The following is a 25,458-nucleotide window of genomic DNA, read 5'->3' on the forward strand; positions in this document are numbered from 1 at the left end:
CCGGTAGAGTGCAGCTTCGGTCGGGGTACGGGAATGGGGCTCGGTCCATACTCTGCCGATGATCTGACACCATTTCTTCGGAAGGGTCAGCTCCGAAGGGCGCGAGTTCGGTACGCGGTGACGTGTACGGAACCCGCGCTGCAGCGCCGGAGCCGGCCGCCGCCATGACCAGGGGACGGATGGGACCGCGCAGTGCGGGGCAACGAGCGCCAGGAGCGTCAGTGGGCTGAGGTCGATCACCTCTCGCAGTTCGAAGCCGAGATGGAGCGGCTGAAGACCGAGCGGGACAAGGCCGTCCAGCACGCCGACGACCTCGGGTACCAGGTCGAGGTGCTGCGCGCCAAGCTCCACGAGGCGCGCCGCAACCTCGCGTCCCGGCCTGCCTACGACAACCTCAGCCACCAGGCCGAACAGCTGCTGCGCAACGCGCAGATCCAGGCCGACCAGCTGCGTTCGGACGCCGAGCGCGAGGTGCGCGAGGCACGCGCGCAGACCCAACGGCTGCTCCAGGAGTCGGCCGAGCGGCAGGCCCGGATGGAGGCCGAGCTGCACGCCGAGGCGGTCAGCCGTCGGCAGCGGCTCGACGAGGAACTCAACGAGCGCCGGCAGACCGTCGAGTCGCACGTCAACGAGAACGTGGCGTGGGCGGAACAGCTGCGGGCCCGTACGGAGTCCCAGGCCCGTCGGCTGATGGAGGAGTCCCGGGCGGAGGCCGAGCAGGCGCTGGCGGCGGCGCGCGCCGAGGCGCAGCGGCTGGCCGAGCGGGCCCGGGAACGGCTGGGCACCGCCGCGGAAGAGGCCCGCACCGAAGCGGAATCCATCCTGCGCCGGGCGCGGACGGACGCCGAGCGACTGCTGAACGCGGCGTCGAGCCAGGCCCAGGAGGCCACCGACCAGGCGGAGCAGCTGCGTTCGACGGCCGGTGCGGAGGCGGAGGAGGCACGCCGGCAGGCGACCGAGTTGACGCGGTCCGCCGAGGCGCGGGTGCAGGAGGCCGATGCGGCGCTGCGCGCGGCGCGCGCCGAGGCGGAGAAGCTCGTCGAGGAGGCGCAGCAGTCGGCCGCCAAGCGGCTGTCGGCGGCCGAGACGGAGAACGAGCAGCGCACCCGTACGGCCAAGGCTGAGGTGGCCCGGCTGGTCGCGGAGGCGACCAAGGAGGCCGAGGCGCTGCGGGCCGAGGCCGAGGCGCTGCGGGCGGACGCCCGGGGCGAGTCGGAGCGACTGCTGTCCGAGGCGCAGGAGTCGGCGCGGTCGCGGGCCGCCGAGGACTCCGCTGCGCAGCTGGCGAAGGCCGCGCGGGCCGCCGAGGAGATCCTGACCAAGGCGTCCGAGGACGCCAAGGCCACCACGAAGGCCGCCGTCGAGGAGGCCGAGCGGCTGCGCCACGAGGCCGAGGCGGAGGCCGACCGGCTGCGCGAGCAGGCGCACGACACCGCCGAGCAGCTCAAGGGCGCGGCGAAGAACGACACCAAGGAGTACCGCGCCAAGACCGCCGAACTCCAGGAGGAGGCACGGCGGCTGCGCGGCGAGGCCGAGCAGCTGCGGGCGGACGCGGTCGCCGAGGGCGAGCGGATCCGCGGTGAGGCGCGCCGGGAGGCGGTCCAGCAGATCGAGGAGGCGGCCGGGACCGCCGAGGACCTGTTGGCGAAGGCCAAGTCCGATGCCGAGGAGACCCGTTCGGGTGCGGTCGCGGACAGCGAGCGGGTGCGGACCGAGGCCATCGAGCGGGCGGCCGCGCTGCGGCGGCAGGCCGAGGAGGCGCTGGAGCGGGCACGTAGCGAGGCCGAGCAGCTGCTGTTGGAGGGCACCCAGGCCGCCGAGGAGCTGACGGGCGAGGCGGAGAAGAGCGCGGCGAAGCTGCGCGCGGAGGCCGAGGAGGCCGCCGAGGAGCGCCGGGCCGAGGCCCAGGCGGAGCGGGACCGGCTGCGCGGCGAGGCCGAGGAGAAGCTGACGGCGGCCGAGGAGTCGCTGCGTCAGGCGCGTGCGGAGGCCGAGCAGCTGCGTCGGGAGACGCAGGAGGAGGCCGCGCGGCTCAAGGCGGAGGCCGCCGAGCGGCGTCGGTCGTTGCAGCAGCAGGCCGAGGACGAGGCCGAGCGGCTGCGGTCGGAGGCGGCCGGGGACGCTTCGGCGGCCCGGTCGGAGGCCGAGGCGGCGGCGGCGCGGCTGCGCAGCGAGGCGGCGGCCGAGGCCGAGCGGCTCAAGGCGGAGGCGCAGGAGACCGCGGACCGGGTGCGTGCGGAGGCGGCGGCCGCCGCGGAGCGTACGGGCACGGAGGCCGCGGAGGCGCTCGCCGAGGCGCAGGAGGAGGCCGCGCGGCGGCGCCGGGAGGCCGAGCAGCTGCTGGGCGAGGCCCGCGAGGAGGCCCATCAGGAGCGGACGGCCGCGCGGGAGCAGAGCGAGGAGTTGCTGGCGTCGGCCCGTACGCGGGTCAGTGAGGCGCAGGCGGAGGCCGAGCGGCTGGTCGAGGAGGCGGACCGGCGCGCGGCGGAGCTGGTGGCGACGGCCGAGCAGACCGCGCAGCAGGTGCGGGACGCGGTCTCGGGGCTGCGCGAGCAGGCCAACGAGGAGATCGCCGGGCTGCGTTCGGCGGCCGAGCACGCCGCGGAGCGGACGAAGTCCGAGGCGCAGGAGGAGGCGGACCGGGTCCGCGCGGACGCCTACGCGGAGCGGGAGCGGGCGTCGGAGGACGCCGCGCGGGTCCGGCACGAGGCGCAGGAGGCGACGGAGGCTGCCAAGTCCCTTGCCGAGCGCACGGTTTCGGAGGCCATCGAGGAGGGCGAGCGGCTGCGGGCGGAGGCGGCCGAGGTCCTCGACGAGGCGCGCCGGGACGCCAACACGGCGCGCACCGAGGCCGCCGAACAGGCCGACCGCCTGCTCACCGAGGCCACCACCGAGGCCGAAAAGCTCGTCACGGACGCCACCGCCAAGGCCGAGGAGCTGCGGGCGGAGGCCGCCGAGGTCCTCGACGAGGCCCGTCGGAACGCCAACACGGCGCGCACCGAGGCCGCCGAACAGGCCGACCGCCTGCTCACCGAGGCCACCACCGAGGCTGAAAAGCTCGTCACGGACGCCACCGCCAAGGCGGAGAAGCTGGTCGGGGACGCCACGGCGAAGGCGCAGCAGCTGCGCACCGACGCGTCGGACGCGCTGGCGTCGGCGGAGCAGGACGCGGCGCGGGCCCGGGCCGAGGCGCGGGACGACGCGAACCGGATGCGGTCCGAGGCGGCGGGGCAGACCGATCGGCTGCTGACCGAGGCGCGCGCGGAGGCCGAACGGATCGTCACCGAGGCGGCCGAGTTGACGTCTTCGGCGCAGGACGACGCGGACCGCACGGTCCGGGAGGGCCAGGAGGCCGCCGAGCGGCTGCGCGCGGAGGGCGAGCAGCAGGCGCAGCGGCTGGTGGCGGACGCCACCGAGGCGGCGGAGCGGCTGCGGGCCGAGGCGGCCGAGGTGCTGGAGGGTGCCCGGGCGGACGCCGAGCGGACCGCCGACGAGGCGCGTTCGGCGGCCAACAAGACGCGGGGCGACGCCGCGGCGCAGGCCGACGAGCTGGTGGCGGAGGCGGCCGGCGAGGCGGAGCGACTGCGCGCGGAGGCGGCGGAGCGTTCCGCGGAGGCCGAGCGGGAGGCGGACCGTACCCGGGCCGATGCCCGTGAGCAGGCGGACCGGATGATCGCGACGGCGACCGCGGAGGCGGACCGGCTGCGCGCGGAGGCGGCGGAGACCGTCACCGCGGCGCAGGAGCACGCCAATCGGACGCGAGCGGAGTCCGCGAGGATCCGCGAGGAGGCCGAGGAGGCCGCCGACCTCACCCGTACGGAGGCGCTGGAGGAGGCGGACCAGCTGCTGGACGAGGCCCGCAAGGACGCCGCCAAGCGCCGCGGCGACGCGGCGGAGCAGGCCGACCAGTTGATCGCCAAGGCGCAGGAGGAGGCGCTGAAGACGGCGACCGGCGCGGAGGAGCAGGCCGACATGATGGTCGGGGCGGCGCGCAAGGAGGCCGAGCGGATCGTCCGGGAGGCCACGGCCGACGGCAATGTGCGGGTGGAGAAGGCCCGTACGGACGCGGACACGCTGCTCGGTGAGGCGCGTCGGGACGCGACGGCCATAAGGGAGCGCACGGAGGAGCTGCGGGTCCGGGTCGAGTCCGAGGTCGAGGAGCTGCACGAGCGGGCCCGCCGGGAGTCGGCGGAGGCGATGAAGAGCGCCGGCGAGCGGGTCGACAAGCTGATCGCGCAGGCCACCGCGCAGCAGGTGGAGGCCGAGGAGAAGGCCGACAAGCTGATGGCGGACGCCAACAGCGAGGCGAGCAAGGTCCGGATCGCCGCGGTGAAGAAGGCCGAGGGCCTGATCAAGGAGGCCGAGAACAAGAAGTCCGCCGCGGTGCGCGACGCGGAGAAGATGCGGGCCGAGGCGAAGGAGGAGGCCGCCCGGATCGTGGCGGAGGGCAAGCACGAGCTGGAGGTGCTGGCCCGTCGCCGGAAGGACATCAACACCGAGATCTCCCGCGTTCAGGACGTGCTGGAGGCGCTGGAGTCGTTCGAGGTGCCCACGCAGGGCGGGGACGGCAAGGGGGGCGGGGCGGTGAAGGCCGCCACGGGGGCCGGGACAACTCGTTCGAGTGGCAAGCCGTCTGAAGGGTAGCCACTCAAATGAGGGGTCATTCTCCACTTCAAACGTGCAATGACTCGATGACACGCCGTTAAGACCCCTAGGATTCTCTTTATCACCTCACCGGTCTCTTTCGACAGGAACCCCATGAGCGACACTTCCTCCCCCTTCGGCTTCGAGCTCGTGCGGCGTGGGTACGACCGCGGTCAGGTGGATGACCGCATTACGAAACTCGTCGCGGACCGCGACAGCGCGCTGGCCCGTATCACCTCGCTGGAGAAGCGCATCGAGGAGCTGCACCTCGAGACGCAGAACGCCCAGGCTCAGGTCACCGACGCCGAACCCTCCTACGCGGGCCTCGGCGCGCGCGTGGAGAAGATCCTCCGCCTCGCGGAGGAGGAGGCCAAGGAGCTGCGCGAGGAGGCCCGGCGGGCCGCCGAGCAACACCGCGAGCTGGCCGAGTCCGCCGCCCAGCAGGTGCGCAACGACGCCGAGTCCTTCGCGGTCGAGCGCAAGGCCAAGGCCGAGGACGAGGGTGCCCGGATCGTCGAGAAGGCCAAGGGCGAGGCGGCCACCCTGCGTGCCGAGGCGCAGAAGGACGCCCAGTCCAAGCGGGAGGAGGCGGACGCCCTCTTCGAGGAGACCCGCGCCAAGGCCGCGCAGGCCGCCGCGGACTTCGAGACCAACCTCGCCAAGCGCCGCGAGCAGTCCGAGCGCGATCTGGCCTCGCGTCAGGCCAAGGCGGAGAAGCGACTGGCGGAGATCGAGCACCGCGCCGAGCAGCTGCGCCTGGAGGCGGAGAAGCTGCGGACGGACGCGGAGCGCCGGGCCCGCCAGACGGTGGAGACCGCGCAGCGCCAGGCCGAGGACATCGTGGCGGACGCCAACGCCAAGGCCGACCGGATCCGCAGCGAATCCGAGCGCGAGCTGGCGGCGCTCACCAACCGCCGCGACTCGATCAACGCGCAGCTGACCAACGTCCGCGAAATGCTGGCGACGCTGACCGGTGCGGCGGTGGCCGCCGCCGGCGTGCCCGGCGACGAGGAGTCCGTCACCCGGGGCGTGCCCGCGCAGCAGACCCGCTGAGGCCGATGCCGGAAGGGTCCTTCCCGTAGTCCGTTCGTGCCCCCGTGCCGCCCGTGTGGTGGTGCGGGGGCACGGTCGTACCCAGGGGGTGGGGCGGTGGTCCTCCAGGCGGCGCGTCCCGGTGGCGGGGGCCTCGGGGCGCCCCTAGCGTGCTGTACATGATCGAGCTCAGAGGGCTGACGAAGCACTACGGGGACACGGTCGCGGTGGACCATCTGACGTTCACCGTGCGGCCGGGGATCGTCACCGGCTTTCTCGGCCCCAACGGTGCGGGGAAGTCCACCACCATGCGGATGATGCTCGGTCTGGACAATCCGACGGCCGGCACGGTCCGGATCGACGGCAGGCACTACCGGCAGCTGAAGAACCCGCTGACGTATGTGGGAGCGCTGCTGGACGCCAAGGCGATGCACGGCGGTCGCAGCGCCGCCAACCATCTGCTGTGTCTGGCGCAGAGCAACGGCATTCCGCGGGCCCGGGTCGCCGAGGTGCTGGACCTCGTCGGGTTGGCGTCGGTGGCGGGGAAGCGGTCGAAGGGCTTCTCGCTGGGGATGGGGCAGCGGTTGGGCATCGCGGCCGCGTTGCTGGGCAATCCGCGGGTGCTGCTCTTCGACGAGCCGGTCAACGGCCTGGACCCCGAGGGCATCCACTGGATACGCAATCTGATGAAGAACCTCGCGGCCCAGGGGCGGACGGTCTTCGTCTCGTCCCATCTGATGAGCGAGATGGCGCTGACCGCGGAGCACCTGGTGGTGATCGGGCAGGGCCGGCTGTTGGCGGACACGTCGATGGCGGAGTTCATCCAGCAGAACTCGCGGTCGTACGTGCGGGTGCGGTCCCCGGAGCGGGAGCGGCTGCTGACCATGCTGTACCGGGAGGGGATGCGGGTGTTCGCCGGTGAGGCCGGTGCGCTGGAGGTCGACGGGGTGCCGGCGGAGCGGCTGGGCGAACTGGCCGCCGCCGAACGGCTGGTACTGCACGAGTTGAGTCCTCAGCAGGCGTCGTTGGAAGAGGCGTTCATGCAGCTGACGGCCGGTGTCGTGGAGTACCACGCGCGCAACGGCGGCGGGCCGCCGCCGACGGTGCAGGGCGGGGGGCCGGTGCGCTCGGCGGTCCCCCAGGGCGCGATGTCGCGCGGGCCGGCGCAGGACGGTTGGGGCACGGATCGGCAGTGGCAGAGGAAGAGGAGCTGACGGATGGCGGTCGTCGGGCAGGTCCTGCGGTCGGAGTGGACGAAGATCCGGTCGGTGCGGTCGACGGTGTGGACGCTGGGCACCGCGGCGGTGGTGACCATCGTGACCGGCGTACTGATCTGCACGCTGGTCCGGAAGGACTTCGACTCGATGCCGGAACAGCGGCAGCTCTCCTTCGACGCCACCAACATCAGCTTCGCGGGGATGGGCCTGGGCCAGCTGGCGATGATCGTCTTCGGGGTGCTGGTGGTCTCGAACGAGTACAGCACCGGGATGATCCGTTCGTCGCTGGCGGCGGTGCCGCAGCGCGGGGTGTTCCTCTTCTGCAAGCTGACGGTGGCGACCGTGCTGGTCTTCGTGGTCGGTCTGGCGACCAGCTTCGTGACGTTCTTCGCGGGGCAGACGGCGCTGGGCGAGCACCGGGCGTACCTCGGCGATCCGGGGGTGCTGCGGGCGGTGATCGGCGGCGGGCTGTACATGGCGATGATGGCGCTGTTCTCGATGGCGGTGGCGACGATGCTGCGCAGCCCGATGCTGTCGCTGGGCATCCTGATGCCGTTCTTCTTCCTGGTCTCCAGCATCCTGGGGAACGTCTCGGCGACGCAGAAGGTCGGCCGCTATCTCCCGGACCAGGCCGGTTCGCGGATCATGCAGGTGGTCACGCCGGTCAACGACGCGACGCCGTACGGGCCGTGGGGCGGTTTCACGATCATGGTGGGGTGGACGGTGGCGGCGCTGGTCGTCGGCTATGTGCTGTTGAACCGGCGGGACGCCTGAGCGCCGGGGCCGCTCCGCCGGCACCCTCCGCTCCGTTTTGGCGGGAACCGTCAACATCCCGATAGCCTCATAACCCTCACGGGGGCACGAGGGCGCCTCTGCCCCGACCATCTCGCGAGGGGCGGAGAATGATCGAGGCAGTCGGCCTGACCAAGCGCTACGGGCCGAAGACGGCCGTGCACAACCTGTCGTTCCAGGTGCGTCCGGGCACCGTCACCGGCTTCCTGGGGCCCAACGGCTCCGGCAAGTCGACGACCATGCGGATGATCCTGGGCCTCGACGCCCCGACGTCCGGCCACGCCACGATCGGGGGCCGCCCGTTCCGGCAGACGCCCAACGCGGCGCGGCAGGTGGGTGCGCTGCTGGACGCCAAGGCGGTGCACGGCGGGCGCAGCGCGCGGGCGCACCTGCTGTCGCTGGCGCAGCTGTCCGGCATCCCGGCCCGGCGGGTCGACGAGGTGCTGGGAGTGGTCGGCCTGCAGGACGTCGCCCAGCGCCGGTCCGGCGGGTTCTCGCTGGGGATGGGCCAGCGGCTGGGGATCGCGGCGGCGCTGCTCGGCGATCCGCAGGTGCTGCTCTTCGACGAGCCGGTCAACGGCCTGGACCCCGAGGGCATCCTGTGGGTGCGGAACCTCATGAAGCAGCTGGCGGCCGAGGGCCGTACGGTCTTCGTCTCCTCGCACCTGATGAGCGAGATGGCGCTGACCGCCGAGCACCTGATCGTGATCGGTCGGGGCCAGCTGCTCGCGGACATGCCCGTCAAGGACTTCATCTCGGCCAACTCCGCGGACTTCGCGCGGGTGCGGACGCCGGACGGTGCGCCGGAGCAGCGCGAGAAGCTGGCCGCGGCCGTCGCGGAGGCGGGCGGCCAGGCGGTGCCGGAGGAGGACGGTGCGCTGCGGGTGACCGGGCTGCCGCTGCCCCGGATCAGCGACCTCGCGCACGCGGCCGACATCCGGCTGTGGGAGCTGTCGCCGCACCAGGCGTCGCTGGAGGAGGCGTACATGCGGATGACGCAGGGGGTCGTCGACTACCGCTCGACGGCCGACCAGCGGTCCGGTCTCCAGGCGGCGCCCGCCGGGTACCCGCCGCAGGGCGCCGCCCCCCAGGGGTACGCGCCGGGGCAGCCGGCCGTGCCGGGCCAGGTGCCGCCGGGGGCGGCCGCGCCGCCGCCGAACCCGTACGCCCAGCAGGCCCCCTACGCCCAGCAGGCCCCGTACGCCCCGGCCGCCCCGATGCCCGGCGGGCCGGTGCCCCCGCAGCAGGGCCACCCGTACGGGGGACCCGCTCCGTACGGCGCACCCCACCCGTACGGGCAGCAGCCGCCCGTGCCCGCCCCCGCCGACCAGCCCACGCCGCACACCCAGGACGTCCGATGACCAGCCCTCAGCAGCCGCAGCCCCAGCCGCAGCCCGGTGCGCCGGGCACCGGTGCGCAGCCGATGCCGCCCTCCGCCCCCGAGTCCGCGACTCCTCCCCCGTCCGCCCCCGAGTCCGCGACTCCTCCCCCGTCCGCCCCCGTGCCCGCGCCGGGTCCCGCGCCCACCGCCGGACCGATGCCGCCGGCCTCCCCCGAGCTCTCAACTCCGTTCGAGCAGGGGGGACCCCCATCCCCGGCCGCCGAGGAGCCGGGGACGATGCTGCTCCAGGCCCAGGCCCAGCCCCAACCGGCCCCCGTCAAGGAGGCCGGCACGATGATGCTCCAGGCGCAGCCGCCGGCCGGTGGCCACCCCGAGCCGCGGCCGCTCGCGGCGCACGGGCCCGGTGCGCAGGGCAAGGAGGGCGGCACGATGATGCTGACCGTTCCCGCGCCCCCGCAGGCCCAGCCCCAGCTGCCCCAACAGCCGCCGCAGGCACCGCAGGCGCCGGCTCCGCAGCTGCCGCAGCAGCAGCCGGTCGGCGCCAACTGGCAGGCGGGCAACGTCGGTTACGTCTCGCCGATCCCGGTCCGCCCGACCCACCTGGGCCATGCACTGGCCGCCGAGTGGACCAAGATCCGTTCGGTGCGCTCGACGATCTGGACGCTGGGCGTGATGCTGGTGCTGATCGTCGGCATCGGGCTGCTGACGACACTGGCGCTGGGTTCGGAACGGAAGATGGACCCGCTGCTCGCGGTCGGCTTCGTCGGGGTGCTGCTCGGCAGCCTGTGCGTGATCACCCTGGGCGTGCTGTCGATCTCGTCCGAGTACGGCACCGGTCTGATCCGTACGACGCTGACCGCGTGCCCGAGCCGGGCCCGGATGCTGACCGCGAAGGCCATCGTCTTCTTCGGACTGGCGCTGGTGATCACCACGCTCGCCACGACCGTGGTGGCGCTGCTGGACTTCGCGATGCTCAACGGCCCGGCGCCGAGCGCCGATGCGTGGCTGCGCAGCACCGTGGGCGCCGGCCTGTACGTCGCGCTGCTGGGTCTGCTGGCGCTGTCGGTCGGCGCGCTGCTGCGGCACTCGGCGGGCGCGATCAGCGCCATGATGGGCCTGGTCCTGCTGCCGATGCTGCTGGCGCTGTTCCTCCAGGGCGAGTCCCTGCGGTCGCTCCAGAAGGGGATGATCGAGTACTCGGTGCCGAACGCCATCGCCACGCTGTACGGCATCCCGTTCATGTCGGACGGCCCGTCGGGCTGGACGCCGCTGCTGGTGCTCGCCGGGGTCACCGCGGTGGCACTCGGCGGGGCCTACGCGGCCCTGACCCAGCGGGACGTCTGACCGGCCGCCCCGCCCCGCCGCTTTCTCGCGCCTTCAGTACCGGGGCGCGTTCCGGGACCGCTGGAGCCGTGCGCTCCGGCGGTTCCGTGCGTTCCAGCAGGCTTTGTGCCAGTGCCGGCGGTCGTCGACGTCGCCGTGCTGGGGCCAGGTGACGACGTGCGGGACGCCGGGCGGGATCTCCTGGTCGCAGCCGGGGCAGCGGTAGTGCTTGGCCGCGCCGGAGGCACCGACCGGCCGGACCACCCAGTCCTCGCCGCGCCACTCCTCGGTGGTTTCCAGACCGTAGCGGCCGACCCCCACGTGGTCCGCGCGTGCTGCACGGTCCGGGGGATTCGCACCGCGTTGGCGGTTTCGGCGCGGAGACACAGCACACCTCGGCAGGTCGACGGGGGCGGGGTTCCCCCTGCTCACGGGCCCCCGCGCGAACGAAGCGGAGCACGGGGGAGGCGTCGGGAGTTCGGGGGAGGGCTGTCACCAGCGTACGCGGCGCGGTCAGGGGCAAAAGCCCGCCGTCACGTTTCTGCGATGATCTGGAAATTTCGCGTCAGGCCGTGCCCTGGGCACGTGTCGCACGTTGTTGCCGGGTGAGGGGGGGTCGCGTCGGCTGCAAGGAGGCAGAGAGCGATGCGCGTAGGGGCTTTCATCCTGGGCGCCCAGTTCCCCGGTCAGGGACAGGGGGAAGCACTGCACCGCGCGGTGCGTTCCACTGAGGTAGCGGAGCAGGCCGGACTCCACGAAGTCTGGCTCGCCGAACACCACTTCGTCCCCTACGGGGTCTGTCCGCAGGCGGCGACGCTGGCGGCACTGCTGCTGGGACGGACGAGCCGGATCGGGATCGGGACGGCGGTGAGCGTGCTGCCGACCCAGCATCCGGTGGCGCTCGGCGAGCAGGCGGCGCTGCTGCACCTGACGTCGGAGGGCCGGTTCACGCTCGGCGTCGGCCGGGGCGGTCCCTGGGTGGATCTGGAGGTCTTCGGCTCCGGACTGGCCGCGTACGACCACGGTTTCCCCGAGTCGCTGGATCTGCTGCTGCGGTGGCTGCGCGAGCCCCGGGTGGGTGCGCAGGGCGAGCGCTATTCCTTCCGCGAAGTGGCGGTGGTGCCGCGGTCGTCCGAGGCGCTGACCGACCCGGACGATCCGGACGGGCTGACGGCCGGGCCCCCGGTGGTGGTGGCGTGCACCTCCCCGTCGTCGGTGCGGCTGGCCGCCACGCGCGGACTGCCGATGCTGCTGGGCATGCACTGCGGCGACGAGGAGAAGGCGGAGATGGTCGCGCTGTGGCGGTCGGCGGCGCTGGAGGCCGGCCGGGACCCCTCCGAGGTGGCCGCCGCGGAGCACGTCTCGGCGGGCGTGGTGCAGGTCGCGGACGACCGTCAGGCCGCGGTGGAGACGCTGATGAAGGCGATGCCCGGCTGGCTGCGGCAGGGGTTGGGGGCGCATGTGACGGTCGACGGCCGGTACCGGTCGATGCGCGACCCGCTGGCGTACACGGAGTTGCTGTGCGCGCTGCATCCGGTCGGCCCGCCGGAGTTGTGCGCGGACCGGCTGGCGGCGACGTCGGAGCGCACCGGCATCCGGCGGTTCGCGCTGCTGGTGGAGGGCTCCGGGGATCTGGCCGCCACCGAGGAGAACGTCCGGCGGCTGGGCGCGGAGGTACTGCCGCAGCTGGCGTGACCCCGCCGGGGCGGCGGCGGGGTCCAAGGGCCCCTGCGGCACGGGGCACGGCTGATCGGTGGTGCTGCCGCCGGTGCGCAAGCCCCGGAGGGTGCTCCGGCCAACTGGCTCAGCGGCAGCAACTCCGATCAGCAGTCGCGGAGTTCGGGCGACTGGTTCAGCAACTGGCCGCGGATGGAGGTGAAGCGGACCAGCCGCTCGTCGACGGCCGGGTCGAGCGGGAAGACCGCGACCCGGTGGCAGTTCTGAAAGGCGAGGCGCACACCGAAGTGACGCTCCAACGAGTCGCGGATGGCGTTGCTCGCGAGTGCGCGGAGCAGCTGGCCGCGCGCCTGCTCGTCCGGCGGCGGCGTCTGGTTGTCGGCGAACTCTCCGCCGTCCGCCTTCAGCCGGTCCACCAGAGAGCTGATCATCCCCCATGCGTAGGGCAGGGAAGTCCGGACGCAGTCGACAAACGCGGCTTCGTCGACCTCGCCTCGCTCGGCCTGTTCGAGGAGGGCCGGTGAGACGTCGAGCGACATGAGGTTCTCCTCTCGCGGCCCCGCCGGGACGGACGGGGCCTCATGGATGAGACAAGGGGAATTCGCGACAGAGCGTGTTCGCCCCGCGACCCCCCGCGTCAACGGTATGCCGCGCAAGGGGCCCGCACCAGGAGATTGCACATACAACCGGCCATGCGCGGGCGCCGGGGGTGCGGGGGTTTCCGCCGTAAAGAGACCCCGGTGCGGGGGCGAATCGCGTCGGCGGCCCCGATTCGAGTAGCGTGGCGCACCATGCGCCTCGTCATTGCCCGCTGCTCCGTGGACTACGCGGGCCGGCTCACCGCCCATCTCCCCTCCGCGCCCCGCCTCATCCTCGTGAAGGCGGACGGCTCCGTGTCCATCCATGCGGACGACCGGGCCTACAAACCCCTCAACTGGATGTCCCCGCCCTGCTCCCTCAAGGAGGGGGACGGCAACGTCTGGACGGTGGAGAACAAGGGCGGCGAGAAGCTCATCATCACCCTGGAGGAGGTCATGCACGACTCCTCGCACGAGTTGGGCGTGGACCCCGGGCTCATCAAGGACGGTGTGGAGGCCCACCTCCAGGAGCTGCTCGCCGACCGGATCGAGACACTGGGCGAGGGCTACTCGCTTATTCGGCGTGAATACCCCACTGCCATTGGCCCGGTGGATATCTTGTGCCGGGACGCCGACGGGCAGACCGTCGCCGTCGAGATCAAGCGGCGCGGTGAGATCGACGGCGTGGAGCAGCTCACCCGTTATCTCGAACTCCTCAACCGTGACCCGCACCTGGCCCCGGTGAAGGGCATCTTCGCAGCTCAGGAGATCAAGCCGCAGGCCCGGGTGCTGGCCACCGACCGCGGCATCGGCTGTGTGGTGCTGGACTACGACGGGCTGCGCGGCATCGAGGACGACAAGCTGCGGTTGTTCTGACCCGCCGCACCGGCCGCACCGCGACGGCCCGGTACGCGATCCGTCCGCCCATGGGGCGGCGGTGCGTACCGGGCCGTCGCGGTGTTTCGGCACGTGCCTGGTGTGCCGGGTGGTGCCTGCGGGGCACCGGGGGTGTCAGCCGGTCGGGGTGCCCTGGCCTGATGCCGACTGGCCGGATGACGCCTGGCCCGACGACGGCGCGGTGGTGTCTCCGCCGTTCCCGGTGGTGGACGGCGCCACCGCGGAATGGCTGCCGGACGGGCTGCCGCCCGAGGAGCCGCCGGACGTCGTCGGCGGCTGGCCGGTCGGGGTGTCCGTGGGCTTCTGGGTCGGCGTGGGGTCGGTCGGGGTGCCGGTCGGCTTCTGGGTCGGCGTGGGGTCGGTGGGGGTGCCGGTCGGGGTGTGGGTGGGACGGTGGGTCGGGTGGCCGCTGGACGACGTGGGGCCGCCGGTCGGGTCGGTGGGGCTGGAGGTCGGGGTGCCCGGGCCGCTGGGCGCACCGGTGGTGCCCGGGGCGGACGGCGCGGTGGTGCCCCGGTGGCCGGGCGTGCCGGGAGTGCCGGGCCGGGTGGTGCCGGACCCGGTGGGCGGCAGGCCGGCGCCGGTGCCGGGCAGTTGGGCCGGGTCCTGCGCGTCGCCGGTGGCCGGGGACTGCCTGGTGGTGACCTTGTCGTCGTGCGGGCCGGAGTTGTCGGAGGTCATGCCGAGGGTGAGGACGGTGCCGAGCCCGGCGGCCACCAGCACGCCGGCGCCCGCGGCGATGAGGTTGCGGCGGCTGGTGCGGCGGATACCGCGCCCCAGGCCCCCGGCACCGTTCGCCGTGGCCTTGCCGGACTTCGCGGCGTGCGCGCCCTTCACGGCCGGGACGGCGGCGGTGGTCGCGCCCGGCGAGGACGCGGGTCCCCCCGAGGACCGCGGGACCGTGGCGGACCCGGAGGTCGGGGCGGTGGCCGTGGTGGCCGGCCCCTCGGGACGGGCGACGGCGTGCAGCTTGGCGGTGGACACGGCGTCGGGCGTCGCGGCACCGGCCGGGCCGGCGGCCGTCTCGTGCGCCTGCGGCCCGTCCGGGGTGTCCGTCGCGGCGGCGGCGGAGGCCGCGACCGCCGGGTCGACGGAGGCCATCAGGGTCGTCGGCGCGTCCGCGGCGGCGGCCCGCGACCGGTCGATGACCAGGGCGAGGGCGCGCCGCCCGGCGATCGCGCCATCGCGGTCGGAGAGCACCCCGCGCAGCCCGATGGACGCCTCCAGCTCGGCGCGCGCCCGGTCGACGTTGCCGCTGCACAGCGCGAGCACACCCAGGTCGTGGTGGAAGTACGCCTCCTCGGCGACCTCGCCTGCCAGTCGGGCGGCCTCCTGGCCGTGCCGCAGGCTGCGCTCCCAGGCGCTCCAGTGCAGCGCCGCGGCGAACGCGGGCGCGGCGGTGCGGGCCAGCAGCACCGCGGCGGCCGGGTGGCCGCTCTCCCGGCTGCCGGTCAGCACGCCCATGGCGGCCAGCACCGCGTCGGACTCGGCGGCGGCCCGCTCGGGGGTGACCGAGGGGTGACCGGCCCACCAGGCGTAGTGCTGGGCGGCGGTGTGCGCGCGGGCGGCGGCGTCCTCGGCGTAGCCGGCGGCGGTCAGCTGGTCCAGGACGGTCGCGGCCAGGCGGTAGTGGCCGCCGGCCGGGCTGATCAGGCCGCAGCCGAGCAGTTCGCCGAGGGCGGCGTCGGCGTGGGTGTCCTGGGCCAGGGCCGGCAGGTGCGCCTGGTGCGGCAGCTCGCCGCCGAGGGCGACCGCGAAGCGGAGGGTCTCCTGGGCGGCGGCACCGAGCCGCTCGGCGAGCAGCGGGGCGGGGGCGACGGCCTCGCCGAGGGCCGGCAGCGGCACATCGGTGCGCTGCTCGGGGTCCACCGGGTCGGCGGTGGACCCCTCGGGGAAGAGTCCGTAACCGTCGTCGAGGGCGCCGGGCGCGGTCCGTGCCCTGTCGCGCTGCCGGAGCAGGGCGGCGGCCTGGACGAACCGCAGCGGCAGCCCCTCGGACTCGAACCAGAGGTCGGCGGCCCAGGCGGTCTCGTCCGCGGTGAGCGGGCGGTCCACGGCGCGCTCCAGCAGCCGCATACCGGCGTCCCGGCTGATCCCGCCGATGAAGACCTCTTCGACGTGCGCGTCGGCGCTGGGGGCGGGCACGTCGGGGGTGGCGGCGAAGAGGAAGGCGCACTCCGGGGTGGCTTCCATCAGCTCGTCGAGCGCGGCACCGCCGAACTCCAGGTCGTCGAGGACGACGACCGCGCCGATGCCGCCGAGCAGGCGCAGCAGCTCGGGCCGCTCCGGGCGGTGCTGCGGGGCCCGGTAGACCGCCGCGAACAGGGCGTAGAGGACGTCGGTGACGCTGCGGTGGTAGCCGGAGAGCCGGACCACGCCGTCCGGGGCGAGGTCGGCGACGCGGCCGGCGACCGCGTCCAGCAGCCGGGTGCGGCCCGAGCCGGCGGGGCCGCTCACGCGCACCGAGCGGCCCCGGGTGAGCAGCCGCACCAGCCGGGCGACGTCCTCGTCGCGCTCTTCGAGGGGGATGTCGTGGCCGGCGAAGGAGACCGGCCCGGACGGCACCGGCGGCTGGGCCGCGCGGGCCGCGGCGGCACGGTCCTGGGGGTCGAGCTTCTCCGGCGCGGCGGGCCGCTCGCCGGGCGGGCAGGGCTGTATCTCACAGCCGTCGACCGGGTTGACGGTGACGAGGTAGTTGCCGGAGACCAGGCGGACGACGCGGGCGAGCCCGCCGGATCCGCCCTGCCGGCCGGCGGCGTCGGACGCCGGCGGACCGGCCGTGCCGGCCTGCTCGCCGTACTCCTCGGGCCCCGGGTGGGTGTTCGGGTCCATGCTGCAAGCTCCCAGAATGTGCGTGCCGTCGGTGCTTCCGGCCGTCCGCACTCCCCCGGCTCCGGCGGATCTCCTCAGCCGTCGCGTCTGGTCCGGTGCCCCGCCGCGGATGATGGCACACGGCGGGCAACCGAACCATAGACCGATCTCCGGCACGGGGCACGGCCGGGGTGGCACCTTGACGGGAACGACACCAGATCAGGGGAAACGCGCGGTTCGCCGCGTTTCCTCCGATTATCCCGGATCCCGGTCTTCCCTCCGGGTCGCTCGTCTCCCCTGCCCCGCCCGCCCCTCTCGCCCGCCCCGCCTCTCCTGGTCGGGACCCCGTACCGGGACCGCGGCGGGGCGGGGCCGGACGGGGCGGCGACCGCGGCCGCCGCCCTCGCTCCTCGCACCCGGAGGAGACCCTGCTCACACCCGGGGAAGCGACTCCGCCTCGATCCCGCCCTCGATCGCGAGGATGCGGTGGAGCCGGGTGGCGACCAGCAGCCGCTGCATCTGCGGCGGCACCCCCCGCAACACCAGCCGGCGGTTGTTGCGGCCGGCCCGGCGATGCGCGCCCATGATCACGCCGAGGCCGGTGGCGTCCCACGAATCCAGTTCGGTCAGGTCCAGCACCAGATCACCTCGGCCGGAGTCCACGGCGGCGTGCAGCGCCGTGCGGGCGTCCGCCGCGCTGCGAACGTCGAGGCGGCCCCCGACGACCAGCTCGGCGTGGTCGCCCCTGATGTGCATATGCGCTCCCCGATGTCATGGGTTGTGGTGCATTGTCGTCTACCGATCTGACTGCCTCTCATACGGCGAAGTTGCCGTCTGTAAGCGAACCGATACCGAAATCACTCCGACGGGCGACCCCGTCGGAGTGCTGGGCTGACGCGCCATCAGTGCGCGTAGAAGCCCTGTCCGCTCTTGCGGCCGATGTCGCCGGCGTCCACCATGCGCCGCATGATCTCCGGCGGGGCGAACTTCTCGTCCTGGGACTCGGTGTAGATGTTCTCGGTGGCGTGCAGCAGGATGTCGACGCCGGTCAGGTCGGCGGTGGCCAACGGCCCCATCGCGTGGCCGAAGCCCAGCTTGCAGGCGATGTCGATGTCCTCGGCGCTGGCCACGCCCGACTCGTAGAGCTTGGCGGCCTCGACGACCAGCGCCGAGATCAGCCGGGTGGTGACGAAGCCGGCCACGTCGCGGTTGACGACGACGCAGGTCTTGCCGACCGACTCGGCGAACTCCCGCGCGGCGGCGAGGGTTTCGTCACTGGTCTTGTAGCCGCGCACCAGCTCGCACAGCTGCATCATCGGCACCGGCGAGAAGAAGTGCGTGCCGACCACCCGCTCGGGCCGCGAGGTGGCCGAGGCGATCTTGGTGATCGGGATCGCCGAGGTGTTGGAGGCCAGTACCGCGTCCTCCTTGGCGAGCTTGTCCAGCGCCTGGAAGATCTCCCGCTTAACCTCGATCTTCTCGAAGACCGCCTCCACGACGATGTCCGCGTCGGCGACCGCGTCCAGATCGGTGGTGGTGGTGATGCGGGCCAGCGCCTGCTCGGCGGCGTCCGCCTCCAGCTTGCCCTTCGCGACGAACTTCTCGAAGGAGGCGGCGATGCCGCCCTTGCCGCGAGCCAGCGCCTCGTCCGTGACATCGCGGAGGACGACGTCCCAACCGGCCTGGGCCGAGACCTGCGCGATACCGGAACCCATCAGTCCGGCGCCGATGACGGCAAGCTTCTTTGCCACTGCTGTCCCCTCACACCCTGTGCATTTGACGGTCCTGAGTGACGTTAGCGGTCACCGGCGATCGATTGGCAGTGAAGAGATGCGCGTCACTCCCTCCCCTCACCCGACCGCCGCCTCTCCAGGCGGCCCGACGGGCCAAGGCGCCTCCTGTCATGACGGACATCACATCCCCGGCGGTCCGGCGCACGCCCGGAAGGCCGTCAGCCGGCCCTCCACACGGCGTAGTTGAGGCCCTGTCCGCTCGCCGGCGCCGCCCTGCTTCCCGCTCGCCTTCCCACTCGTCCCCCTCCCATCCCCCTTTCGTCCTCCCCCCGCTCGCCGCCTCGTTCGGCGCCCCGTTCGCCGGCTCGTTCGGCGGCTCCGGCGCAGCCCCGGGAAGAGCCGCACGGTGGCCGCGCGGACGCGGCCGAGGGAACGCCGGCGAACCGGGCCGCGCGACGCCGTCGGCGGCCCGCCGCCCCGAGCCCTCCCCCGGGGCGCGGCGTAGTCTCACTCGTATGGTGAATCTGACCCGCATCTACACCCGTACCGGAGACAAGGGCACCACCGCGCTCGGCGACATGAGCCGGACCGCCAAGACCGACACCCGCATCGCGGCGTACGCGGACGCCAACGAGGCCAATGCGGCGATCGGCGTGGCGCTGGCGCTCGGGTCGCTGTCGGAGGAGGTCGCCGCGGTACTGCTGCGGGTGCAGAACGACCTCTTCGATGTGGGCGCCGACCTGTCCACCCCCGTGGTGGAGAACCCGGAGTTCCCGCCGCTGCGCGTCGAGCAGTCCTACGTCGACAAGCTGGAGGCGGACTGCGACCGCTTCCTGGAAGAGCTGGAGAAGCTCCGCAGCTTCATCCTCCCCGGCGGCACCCCCGGCGCCGCCCTGCTCCACCAGGCGTGCACGGTCGTCCGCCGGGCCGAGCGCTCCACCTGGGCGGCCATGGAGGAGCACGGCGAGACCATGAACCCGCTCACCGCCACCTACCTCAACCGCCTCTCCGACCTGCTGTTCATCCTGGCCCGGACGGCCAACAAGGAGGTCGGGGACGTGCTGTGGGTGCCGGGCGGCGAGCGCTGAGCCCCCGCCCGGCCCAGCGCCTGTCCGATGGGTCAGGCCCTAGTGGAGGGTCTCCTCCCGGGGCCGGGCCGGCGCCTCCTCCGCCGCGGTCCGGTCCTCGGGGGCCTTCTTCGGCCAGATGAGATACGTCAGCATGATCACGCCGTGGATCGACACGATGCGCAGACCCGTCGCCTGCCAGCTGCGCAGCGACGAGACGTCGCCGTCGCCGACGTACCAGATCGCGCCCTGAAGCAGTGCGGCCGCCACCGCGGCCATCAACACCGTGCGCAGCCACAGCTTCGCCTCGTGCTTGAGCTGGTCCCGGCCGTAGCGCTTGATCGGCGCCGGGCCGCCGGCGAAGCGGTGCGCGACGCGCACGTCCACCCACTTGATCGTGTAGTGGCCGTAGGCGACGGTGTAGCCGATGTAGAGGGCGGCCAGGCCGTGCTTCCAGTCCGCGGTGGCGCCGTTCTTCAGGTCGATCGCGGTGACGATCAACAGCGCCAGCTCCAGCAGCGGTTCCAGCAGCAGCACCGCCGCGCCGGTCTTCGGCATCCGCGCCAGATAGCGCAGCGCCAGGCCCGCGGCGAGCAGCACCCAGAAGCCGACCTCACAGGCGATGATCAGCGTGACGACCACGGTCGCTCTCCTCTCCCGCCGCCCCGCGCCCCGGACTTCCGAGGGACTCCCACCGAGCGGAGCGGACTCCCCAGTCTCCCAACCGCCGGCTCCCACAACATCGTCGGCGGCGACGATCCGGCACTGCACCTTTCGATGTAGGCGGCCTGGTCCGCGGGGTGACGGCGGACCGCGGCGGCGCCGTGTTTGATGGAGAGGTGATTGCCAGAGCCCTCGTCGCGCCCGGACGCCCGCACCACCACGACGTGCTCATCGCGGGCGGCGGACTGGCCTCCGGGGTGCTGTTGCGGGCGCTGCACCTGTACGGCGGGCCGCCGCTCCTGGGCCTGCCCGCCTCGCTGAACCTGCTCGCGCTCACCGTCATGGCCGGGGCCGCGCTCCTGCGCCGCACCGCCCCGATGGTCGCGCTGGCCCTGGCCGTGCCGGCACTGGTCCTCGACTTCTGCACCGGCACCCTGATCACCACGCTCCTGATGTTCACGGACGTGGTCTATGCCGCGGTGCTGTACGGCCCACCGGCCGCGGCCCGCCGGATCCCGCTCGGCTCGGAGCTGGTGTCGGTGGTGGCCACGGCCGTCACGGCGGTGGCCTGGCACGACCCGCAGGTGCTTCTGATCGGCATCGGCATCGCACTGGTCACGGTCGCCCCGGCCTGGACCGGCCTGATCATCCGCAACCACCGGGACGCCGCGGAGGCCGCCCGGCTGCGGGCCGAACAGACCGCGCTGCTGGCCGAGATGGACCGCAACCAGGCGGTGGCCGGCGAACGCGCCCGGATGGCCAGGGAACTGCACGACCTGGTCGCCAACCACCTGTCCGCGATCGCCATCCACGCCACCGCCGCGCAGACCCTCGACGATCCCACCGCGACCCGTGCAGCGCTCGGCGTGATCCGCGAGAACAGCGTCCAGGGCCTGGCCGAAATGCGCCGCCTCATCGGGCTGTTGCGGGACCACAAGGCCACCGCGGACGAGGCGCCGGCGGCCATCCCCACCCTCGACGGACTGGAGGCCCTGGTCGCACAGGCCCGTACGAACGGCGCCGCCAGCGGCCTGACGTTCGTCCTGGACGACGCCCGACCGCCGACCGGGCCGGGCGCCCGGAAGCCGCCCGCACCGGTCGAGTTGGCCGCGTACCGGATCGTCCAGGAGTCGCTGACCAACGCGCTCAAGCACGCCGTACCCGGCCATGTCCGGGTGCGGATCGCCGACGCGTCCGACGGGGCGCTCACCGTCACCGTACGCAGTCCCCACGGCGACCGGCCGGGCCCCCGCGCGCCCGGTTCCGGGGCCGGCCTGGTCGGCATGCGGGAGCGGATCGCCCTGTTGGGCGGGGAGTTCGACGCCGGCCCGGAAGCCGGGCCGGACGGAAGTGTCTGGCTGGTCCGGGCAGCACTGCCCGCCAGCGGAGAGGGAGAACGACGATGACCGGCACCGCCGAACGACCCGTCCGGGTCCTGGTCGCCGAGGACCAGTCAGCCGTACGGGCCGGGCTGGTCCTCATCCTGGGCTCCGTACCCGACATCGAGGTCGTCGCGGAGGCGGTGGACGGCGAGGAGGCGGTCGCCATGGCCCGCGCCCTGCGCCCGGACCTCGTCCTGATGGACATCCAGATGCCCCGGCTGGACGGCGTCTCGGCCACCCGCCGGATCACCGCGGAGGGGCTGGCCGACGTCCTGGTGCTGACCACCTTCGACCTGGACGAGTACGTCTTCGGCGCGCTGCGCGCGGGGGCCGCGGGCTTTCTGCTCAAGGACAGCGACGCGGCGACGCTGCTCGGCGCGGTCCGCACGGTGGCGGCCGGTGAGGGCCTGATCGCCCCGGCGGTGACCCGTCGGCTGATCGCCGAGTTCGCCCGGCCGCGGACGGCGGTCCGGCCGGCGCGCGACCGCGAGACCCCGGACCCGGCGGTCCTGGACGCGCTGACGCCGCGGGAGCGGGAGGTGCTGGGGTGCCTGGGCGAGGGGCTGTCGAACGCCGATATCGCGGTGCGGCTGGCCATGGCGGAGGCCACCGTGAAGACCCACGTCAGTCGACTCCTGGCCAAACTGGAACTGCGCAGCCGGCTGCAAGCGGCCGTACTGGCCCAGGAGTTGGGGGTGGAGACGCCCTAGGAGAAGCCCTAGGAGACGCCTAGGGGGCACCCGAACGGATCCCGTAGGGGACGCCCGGGCCCCCTGCGGGGCCACAACGGGTCGGGGGCGGGGAGTATTCCCGCGAGAAGGGGCCAAGGCCCCCGCGCGCGTCAGGCCACGTTCACCCGTTGGCCGGGCGGTGCCGCCTCCAGCCATGCCAGGAAGCCCGTCAGGGCGTCCTCGCTCATCGCGAGTTCCACGCGGATGCCGTTGTGCGAGCAGGCCAGCACGATGGAGTCGGAGAGCAGCGCGAGCTCCTCTTCGCCCTGGGGGGTACGGCGCTCCAGTACCTCGATGGCGGAGCGCTCCAGCAGGCGACGGGGCCGGGGTGCGTACGAGAAGACCCGGAACCACTCGATCCGGTCACCGTTGTACCGCGCCACGCCGTAGATCCAGCCCTTGCCGCTGGGCTCGTTCTCCGGCACGTTCCAGCGCAGGCTGCAGTCGAAGGTGCCGCCGGACCGCTGGATGAGCCGTCGCCTCAGTCCGAAGACGAACAGCCCCAGCAGCACCAGCAGCACGACCGCGCCGCTCACAAGCAGAGCGAGGACCATCTGGACCGACCTCCTCGCCTCGGTGGGGGGTGCCCCGGACTGGGTCCGGGGCAGGGAAACGCACCTGCATTGCCTCAGCCGCGGACCGCTCCGGAAGTCCGGGCAGCCCGCGGCTGAGGATCGATCTCGTCGGTGACGGAGCTCAGCGAGCGCCCGCCACCGCGCGCAGCCGGACGTCGGCGCGGCGCTCGGCGGCTGCGTCAGCATCCGACTTCGCTCGCTCCAGAGCCCGCTCCGCACGCTGGACATCGATCTCGTCCGACAACTCGGCGATCTCCGCGAGCAGAGACAGCTTGTTGTCGGCGAACGAGATGAAGCCGCCGTGCACCGCGGCGACGACGGTGCCGTCCCCGCCCTCACCGGTCGTGCGAATCGTCACCGGGCCCGACTGCAGCACGCCCAGCAGCGGCTGGTGTCCGGGCATGACGCCGATGTCGCCCGACGAGGTGCGCGCGACGACCAGGCTGGCCTCGCCGGACCAGACCTGCCGGTCCGCGGCGACCAACTCGACGTGCAGCTCAGCCACGATGGCTCCTCGGGTCTCCACCTGCCTGGTGTGGCAGATGTTGGGTCAAATACTAGTGGTCGTACGGGCCGGGGACGGCCAGGGCCGCCCCCGGTCCGGGAGCACGGGTCAGGAGACGCCAAGCTCCTTGGCGTTCTTCTTGAGGTCGTCGAGACCACCGCACATGAAGAACGCCTGCTCCGGGAAGTGGTCGTACTCGCCGTCGGCGATCGCGTTGAAGGCCGCGATCGACTCGTCCAACGGCACGTCCGAACCGTCCACACCGGTGAACTGCTTCGCCACGTGGGTGTTCTGCGACAGGAAGCGCTCGATCCGACGGGCGCGGTAAACCGTGAGCCGGTCCTCCTCGCTGAGCTCGTCCATACCCAGAATCGAGATGATGTCCTGGAGGTCCTTGTACTTCTGCAGGATCGACTTCACGCGCGAGGCGCAGTCGTAGTGGTCCTGCGAGATGTAGCGCGGGTCCAGGATCCGGGACGTCGAGTCCAGCGGGTCGACCGCCGGGTAGATGCCCTTCTCCGAGATCGGACGCGAGAGAACGGTGGTCGCGTCCAGGTGGGCGAAGGTGGTCGCCGGCGCCGGGTCGGTCAGGTCGTCCGCGGGGACGTAGATCGCCTGCATCGAGGTGATCGAGTGACCACGGGTCGAGGTGATGCGCTCCTGGAGGAGACCCATCTCGTCGGCCAGGTTCGGCTGGTAACCCACCGCGGAGGGCATACGGCCGAGCAGGGTCGAGACCTCGGAACCGGCCTGCGTGAAGCGGAAGATGTTGTCGATGAAGAACAGCACGTCCTGCTTCTGGACGTCACGGAAGTACTCGGCCATGGTGAGGCCGGCCAGCGCGACGCGCAGACGGGTGCCCGGCGGCTCGTCCATCTGACCGAAGACCAGCGCGGTCTTGTCGATGACGCCGGAGTCGGTCATCTCCTCGATGAGGTCGTTTCCCTCACGGGTGCGCTCGCCGACACCGGCGAACACCGACACACCGTCGTGGTTGTTGGCCACACGGTAGATCATTTCCTGGATCAGAACGGTCTTGCCGACACCGGCACCACCGAACAGACCGATCTTGCCGCCCTTGACGTACGGGGTCAGCAGGTCGATGACCTTGACGCCGGTCTCGAACATCTCGGTCTTGGACTCGAGCTGGTCGAAGGAGGGCGCCTTGCGGTGGATCGCCCAACGCTCGGTGACCTCGGCCTCGGCCTCGGGCTTGTTCAGGATCTCACCGAGGGTGTTGAACACCTTGCCCTTGGTGATGTCACCGACCGGAACGGTGATGCCGTTGCCGGTGTTGGTGACCGGGGCCTGGCGGACCAGGCCGTCGGTGGGCTGCATGGAGATCGCACGGACCAGGCCCTCGCCCAGGTGCTGGGCGACCTCGAGGGTCAGGGTCTTCTTGGCACCGGCCTCGGCCGGGTCCGCAACCTCGACGGTCAGCGCGTTGTAGATGTCCGGCATCGCGTCGACGGGGAACTCCACGTCGACGACCGGGCCGATGACCCGGGCGACGCGGCCCGTGGCAACGGCCGTCTCAACAGTGGTGGTCATAGTTGTCAGTCACTCCCCGCGGTCGCGTCGGCCAGTGCGGCACTGCCACCGACGATCTCGCTGATTTCCTGGGTGATTTCGGCCTGGCGGGCCGCGTTCGCAAGCCGCGAGAGCGACTTGATGAGCTCTTCCGCATTGTCGGTCGCCGACTTCATCGCACGCCGGGTGGCGGCGTGCTTGGAGGCGGCGGCCTGCAGCAGCGCGTTGTAGATCCGCGACTCCACGTACCGCGGCAGCAGGGCGTCGAGGACGTCCTCGGCCGACGGCTCGAAGTCGAACAGCGGCAGGATCTCGCCCGTGGACTTCTCCTCGGACCCGTCCGCCGACTCCCCCTTCAGGGACAGCGGCAGCAGACGGTCGTCCAGCGCGTTCTGCGTCATCATCGAGATGAACTCGGTGTAGACGATGTGGAGTTCGTCGGCCCCGCCCTCGGAGGCGCCCTTTTGGACGGCCTCGATCAGCGGCGCGGCGACCTTCTTCGCATCGGCGTAGGTCGGGTTGTCGGTGAAGCCCGTCCACGACTCCACGACCTTGCGCTCGCGGAAGCTGTAGTAGGACACACCCTTGCGGCCGACGATGTAGGCGTCGACCTCCTTGCCCTCGGCCTTGAGCCGCTCGGTGAGCTGGTCCGCGGCCTTGATGACGTTGGAGGAGTAGGCACCGGCCAGACCGCGGTCGCTCGTGATGAGCAGCAGCGCGGCCCGGGTCGGCTTCTCCGCCTCGGTCGTCAGAGGGTGCTGAGTGGTCGAACCCGTGGCAACCGCGGTCACCGCGCGGGTCAGCTCACTCGCGTACGGCGTCGATGCCGCCACCTGGCGCTGCGCCTTGACGACGCGCGAGGCGGCGATCATCTCCATCGCCCTAGTGATCTTCTTGGTCGCGGAGACGGAGCGGATGCGACGCTTGTAGACCCGGAGCGAGGCTCCCATGGATCAGGT

At 72.8% G+C, this 25,458-nt stretch carries 21 protein-coding genes; 11 read left to right on the forward strand and 10 right to left on the reverse strand.

Translation table 11 applies throughout. From position 1 onward, the window contains the following. Positions 1-192: 192 nt before the first annotated feature. From scy to SNOUR_RS13955, 6 genes are all read left to right on the forward strand, one after another. A complete protein-coding gene (gene scy, locus SNOUR_RS46990; RefSeq protein ID WP_067346886.1) occupies positions 193-4,644 on the forward strand; it encodes a polarized growth protein Scy in 4,452 nt (1,483 codons plus the stop codon). A gap of 114 nt (positions 4,645-4,758) precedes the next feature. After that, entirely contained in the window at positions 4,759-5,697 is a 939-nt protein-coding gene (locus tag SNOUR_RS13935; protein ID WP_039632736.1) for a coiled-coil domain-containing protein, read from the forward strand. Between the two features lie 158 nt (positions 5,698-5,855). After that, the gene (locus SNOUR_RS13940; protein ID WP_067358281.1) at positions 5,856-6,890 is read left to right on the forward strand and encodes an ABC transporter ATP-binding protein; all 1,035 of its coding nucleotides are present in this window, start codon (positions 5,856-5,858) and stop codon (positions 6,888-6,890) included. 3 nt (positions 6,891-6,893) lie between these two features. Continuing rightward, positions 6,894-7,667, forward strand: a complete 774-nt coding sequence (locus tag SNOUR_RS13945; protein WP_067346888.1) for an ABC transporter permease — start codon at positions 6,894-6,896, stop codon at positions 7,665-7,667. 128 nt (positions 7,668-7,795) lie between these two features. Continuing rightward, entirely contained in the window at positions 7,796-9,046 is a 1,251-nt protein-coding gene (locus SNOUR_RS13950; RefSeq protein WP_067346890.1) for an ABC transporter ATP-binding protein, read from the forward strand. Continuing rightward, the gene (locus SNOUR_RS13955) at positions 9,043-10,371 is read left to right on the forward strand and encodes an ABC transporter permease (RefSeq protein WP_107407298.1); all 1,329 of its coding nucleotides are present in this window, start codon (positions 9,043-9,045) and stop codon (positions 10,369-10,371) included. The genes SNOUR_RS13950 and SNOUR_RS13955 overlap by 4 nt, the downstream gene beginning before the upstream one ends. 33 nt (positions 10,372-10,404) lie before the next feature. Here the strand turns inward: SNOUR_RS13955 and SNOUR_RS13960 are convergent, their stop codons facing one another. Continuing rightward, positions 10,405-10,737, reverse strand: coding sequence for an Rv1322 family protein (locus tag SNOUR_RS13960; RefSeq protein ID WP_067346892.1), 333 nt, complete (start codon positions 10,735-10,737; stop codon positions 10,405-10,407). 258 nt (positions 10,738-10,995) lie between these two features. Between SNOUR_RS13960 and SNOUR_RS13965 the strand changes: the two genes are divergently transcribed. Beyond that, positions 10,996-12,045 (forward strand): LLM class flavin-dependent oxidoreductase, encoded by a 1,050-nt coding sequence (locus SNOUR_RS13965; protein WP_067346893.1) that lies wholly within the window; start codon positions 10,996-10,998, stop codon positions 12,043-12,045. A gap of 128 nt (positions 12,046-12,173) precedes the next feature. Here the strand turns inward: SNOUR_RS13965 and SNOUR_RS13970 are convergent, their stop codons facing one another. Next, positions 12,174-12,566, reverse strand: a complete 393-nt coding sequence (locus SNOUR_RS13970; protein WP_067346895.1) for an SCO5389 family protein — start codon at positions 12,564-12,566, stop codon at positions 12,174-12,176. Between the two features lie 252 nt (positions 12,567-12,818). Here SNOUR_RS13970 and nucS point away from each other — a divergent pair, with 252 nt between their 5' ends. Beyond that, positions 12,819-13,481, forward strand: a complete 663-nt coding sequence (nucS, locus tag SNOUR_RS13975) for an endonuclease NucS (protein WP_039632746.1) — start codon at positions 12,819-12,821, stop codon at positions 13,479-13,481. 135 nt (positions 13,482-13,616) lie between these two features. Here the strand turns inward: nucS and SNOUR_RS13980 are convergent, their stop codons facing one another. The 3 genes from SNOUR_RS13980 to SNOUR_RS13990 form a co-directional block, all read right to left on the reverse strand. Further along, the gene (locus SNOUR_RS13980; protein ID WP_067358287.1) at positions 13,617-16,334 is read right to left on the reverse strand and encodes an AAA family ATPase; all 2,718 of its coding nucleotides are present in this window, start codon (positions 16,332-16,334) and stop codon (positions 13,617-13,619) included. Positions 16,335-16,745: 411 nt separating this feature from the next. After that, on the reverse strand, positions 16,746-17,069 hold the full coding sequence (locus tag SNOUR_RS13985; protein WP_039632750.1) for an STAS domain-containing protein: 324 nt from the start codon (positions 17,067-17,069) through the stop codon (positions 16,746-16,748). 146 nt (positions 17,070-17,215) lie between these two features. Beyond that, complete coding sequence (locus SNOUR_RS13990; protein WP_067346897.1) at positions 17,216-18,064, reverse strand: 3-hydroxyacyl-CoA dehydrogenase family protein; 849 nt, start codon at positions 18,062-18,064, stop codon at positions 17,216-17,218. 497 nt (positions 18,065-18,561) lie between these two features. On the opposite strand from SNOUR_RS13990, the gene SNOUR_RS13995 reads away from it, so the two are divergent. Further along, positions 18,562-19,134 carry a cob(I)yrinic acid a,c-diamide adenosyltransferase gene (locus SNOUR_RS13995; RefSeq protein ID WP_067346899.1) on the forward strand — a complete coding sequence of 191 codons (573 nt, stop codon included), beginning with the start codon at positions 18,562-18,564 and terminating at the stop codon, positions 19,132-19,134. 39 nt (positions 19,135-19,173) lie between these two features. On the opposite strand, the gene SNOUR_RS14000 is transcribed toward SNOUR_RS13995, so the two are convergent. After that, positions 19,174-19,755: a hypothetical protein gene (locus SNOUR_RS14000; protein WP_067346900.1), complete on the reverse strand. Its 582-nt coding sequence runs from the start codon at positions 19,753-19,755 to the stop codon at positions 19,174-19,176. A 197-nt stretch (positions 19,756-19,952) separates the two neighbouring features. On the opposite strand from SNOUR_RS14000, the gene SNOUR_RS14005 reads away from it, so the two are divergent. Further along, positions 19,953-21,182: a sensor histidine kinase gene (locus SNOUR_RS14005; RefSeq protein ID WP_067346902.1), complete on the forward strand. Its 1,230-nt coding sequence runs from the start codon at positions 19,953-19,955 to the stop codon at positions 21,180-21,182. Then, positions 21,179-21,868: a response regulator gene (locus tag SNOUR_RS14010; RefSeq protein WP_067346903.1), complete on the forward strand. Its 690-nt coding sequence runs from the start codon at positions 21,179-21,181 to the stop codon at positions 21,866-21,868. Before SNOUR_RS14005 ends, SNOUR_RS14010 begins: the two co-directional genes overlap by 4 nt. A gap of 131 nt (positions 21,869-21,999) precedes the next feature. Here the strand turns inward: SNOUR_RS14010 and SNOUR_RS14015 are convergent, their stop codons facing one another. From SNOUR_RS14015 to SNOUR_RS14030, 4 genes are all read right to left on the reverse strand, one after another. Continuing rightward, complete coding sequence (locus SNOUR_RS14015) at positions 22,000-22,443, reverse strand: DUF2550 domain-containing protein (RefSeq protein ID WP_067346906.1); 444 nt, start codon at positions 22,441-22,443, stop codon at positions 22,000-22,002. A 142-nt stretch (positions 22,444-22,585) separates the two neighbouring features. Continuing rightward, positions 22,586-22,969 (reverse strand): F0F1 ATP synthase subunit epsilon, encoded by a 384-nt coding sequence (locus SNOUR_RS14020; RefSeq protein ID WP_067346907.1) that lies wholly within the window; start codon positions 22,967-22,969, stop codon positions 22,586-22,588. Between the two features lie 108 nt (positions 22,970-23,077). Beyond that, positions 23,078-24,520 carry a F0F1 ATP synthase subunit beta gene (atpD, locus tag SNOUR_RS14025; RefSeq protein WP_067346909.1) on the reverse strand — a complete coding sequence of 481 codons (1,443 nt, stop codon included), beginning with the start codon at positions 24,518-24,520 and terminating at the stop codon, positions 23,078-23,080. A gap of 5 nt (positions 24,521-24,525) precedes the next feature. Then, on the reverse strand, positions 24,526-25,449 hold the full coding sequence (locus SNOUR_RS14030) for a F0F1 ATP synthase subunit gamma (protein ID WP_067346911.1): 924 nt from the start codon (positions 25,447-25,449) through the stop codon (positions 24,526-24,528). Positions 25,450-25,458: the final 9 nt, after the last annotated feature.

Source organism: Streptomyces noursei ATCC 11455 (genome assembly GCF_001704275.1).
In the GTDB taxonomy this organism is placed as follows: Bacteria; Actinomycetota; Actinomycetes; order Streptomycetales; family Streptomycetaceae; genus Streptomyces; species Streptomyces noursei.

Coding starts and splice junctions, on each gene's coding strand:
- SNOUR_RS13995 (WP_067346899.1), top strand. CDS start 18,562: ATGGTGAATCTGACCCGCATCTACACCCGTACCGGAGACAAGGGCACC.
- SNOUR_RS13955 (WP_107407298.1), top strand. CDS start 9,043: ATGACCAGCCCTCAGCAGCCGCAGCCCCAGCCGCAGCCCGGTGCGCCG.
- atpD (WP_067346909.1), bottom strand. CDS start 24,520: ATGACCACCACTGTTGAGACGGCCGTTGCCACGGGCCGCGTCGCCCGG.
- SNOUR_RS13970 (WP_067346895.1), bottom strand. CDS start 12,566: ATGTCGCTCGACGTCTCACCGGCCCTCCTCGAACAGGCCGAGCGAGGC.
- SNOUR_RS13950 (WP_067346890.1), top strand. CDS start 7,796: ATGATCGAGGCAGTCGGCCTGACCAAGCGCTACGGGCCGAAGACGGCC.
- SNOUR_RS14030 (WP_067346911.1), bottom strand. CDS start 25,449: ATGGGAGCCTCGCTCCGGGTCTACAAGCGTCGCATCCGCTCCGTCTCC.
- SNOUR_RS14010 (WP_067346903.1), top strand. CDS start 21,179: ATGACCGGCACCGCCGAACGACCCGTCCGGGTCCTGGTCGCCGAGGAC.
- SNOUR_RS13965 (WP_067346893.1), top strand. CDS start 10,996: ATGCGCGTAGGGGCTTTCATCCTGGGCGCCCAGTTCCCCGGTCAGGGA.
- SNOUR_RS13985 (WP_039632750.1), bottom strand. CDS start 17,069: ATGCACATCAGGGGCGACCACGCCGAGCTGGTCGTCGGGGGCCGCCTC.
- nucS (WP_039632746.1), top strand. CDS start 12,819: ATGCGCCTCGTCATTGCCCGCTGCTCCGTGGACTACGCGGGCCGGCTC.
- SNOUR_RS13980 (WP_067358287.1), bottom strand. CDS start 16,334: ATGGACCCGAACACCCACCCGGGGCCCGAGGAGTACGGCGAGCAGGCC.
- SNOUR_RS14015 (WP_067346906.1), bottom strand. CDS start 22,443: ATGGTCCTCGCTCTGCTTGTGAGCGGCGCGGTCGTGCTGCTGGTGCTG.
- SNOUR_RS13940 (WP_067358281.1), top strand. CDS start 5,856: ATGATCGAGCTCAGAGGGCTGACGAAGCACTACGGGGACACGGTCGCG.
- SNOUR_RS13935 (WP_039632736.1), top strand. CDS start 4,759: ATGAGCGACACTTCCTCCCCCTTCGGCTTCGAGCTCGTGCGGCGTGGG.
- SNOUR_RS13945 (WP_067346888.1), top strand. CDS start 6,894: ATGGCGGTCGTCGGGCAGGTCCTGCGGTCGGAGTGGACGAAGATCCGG.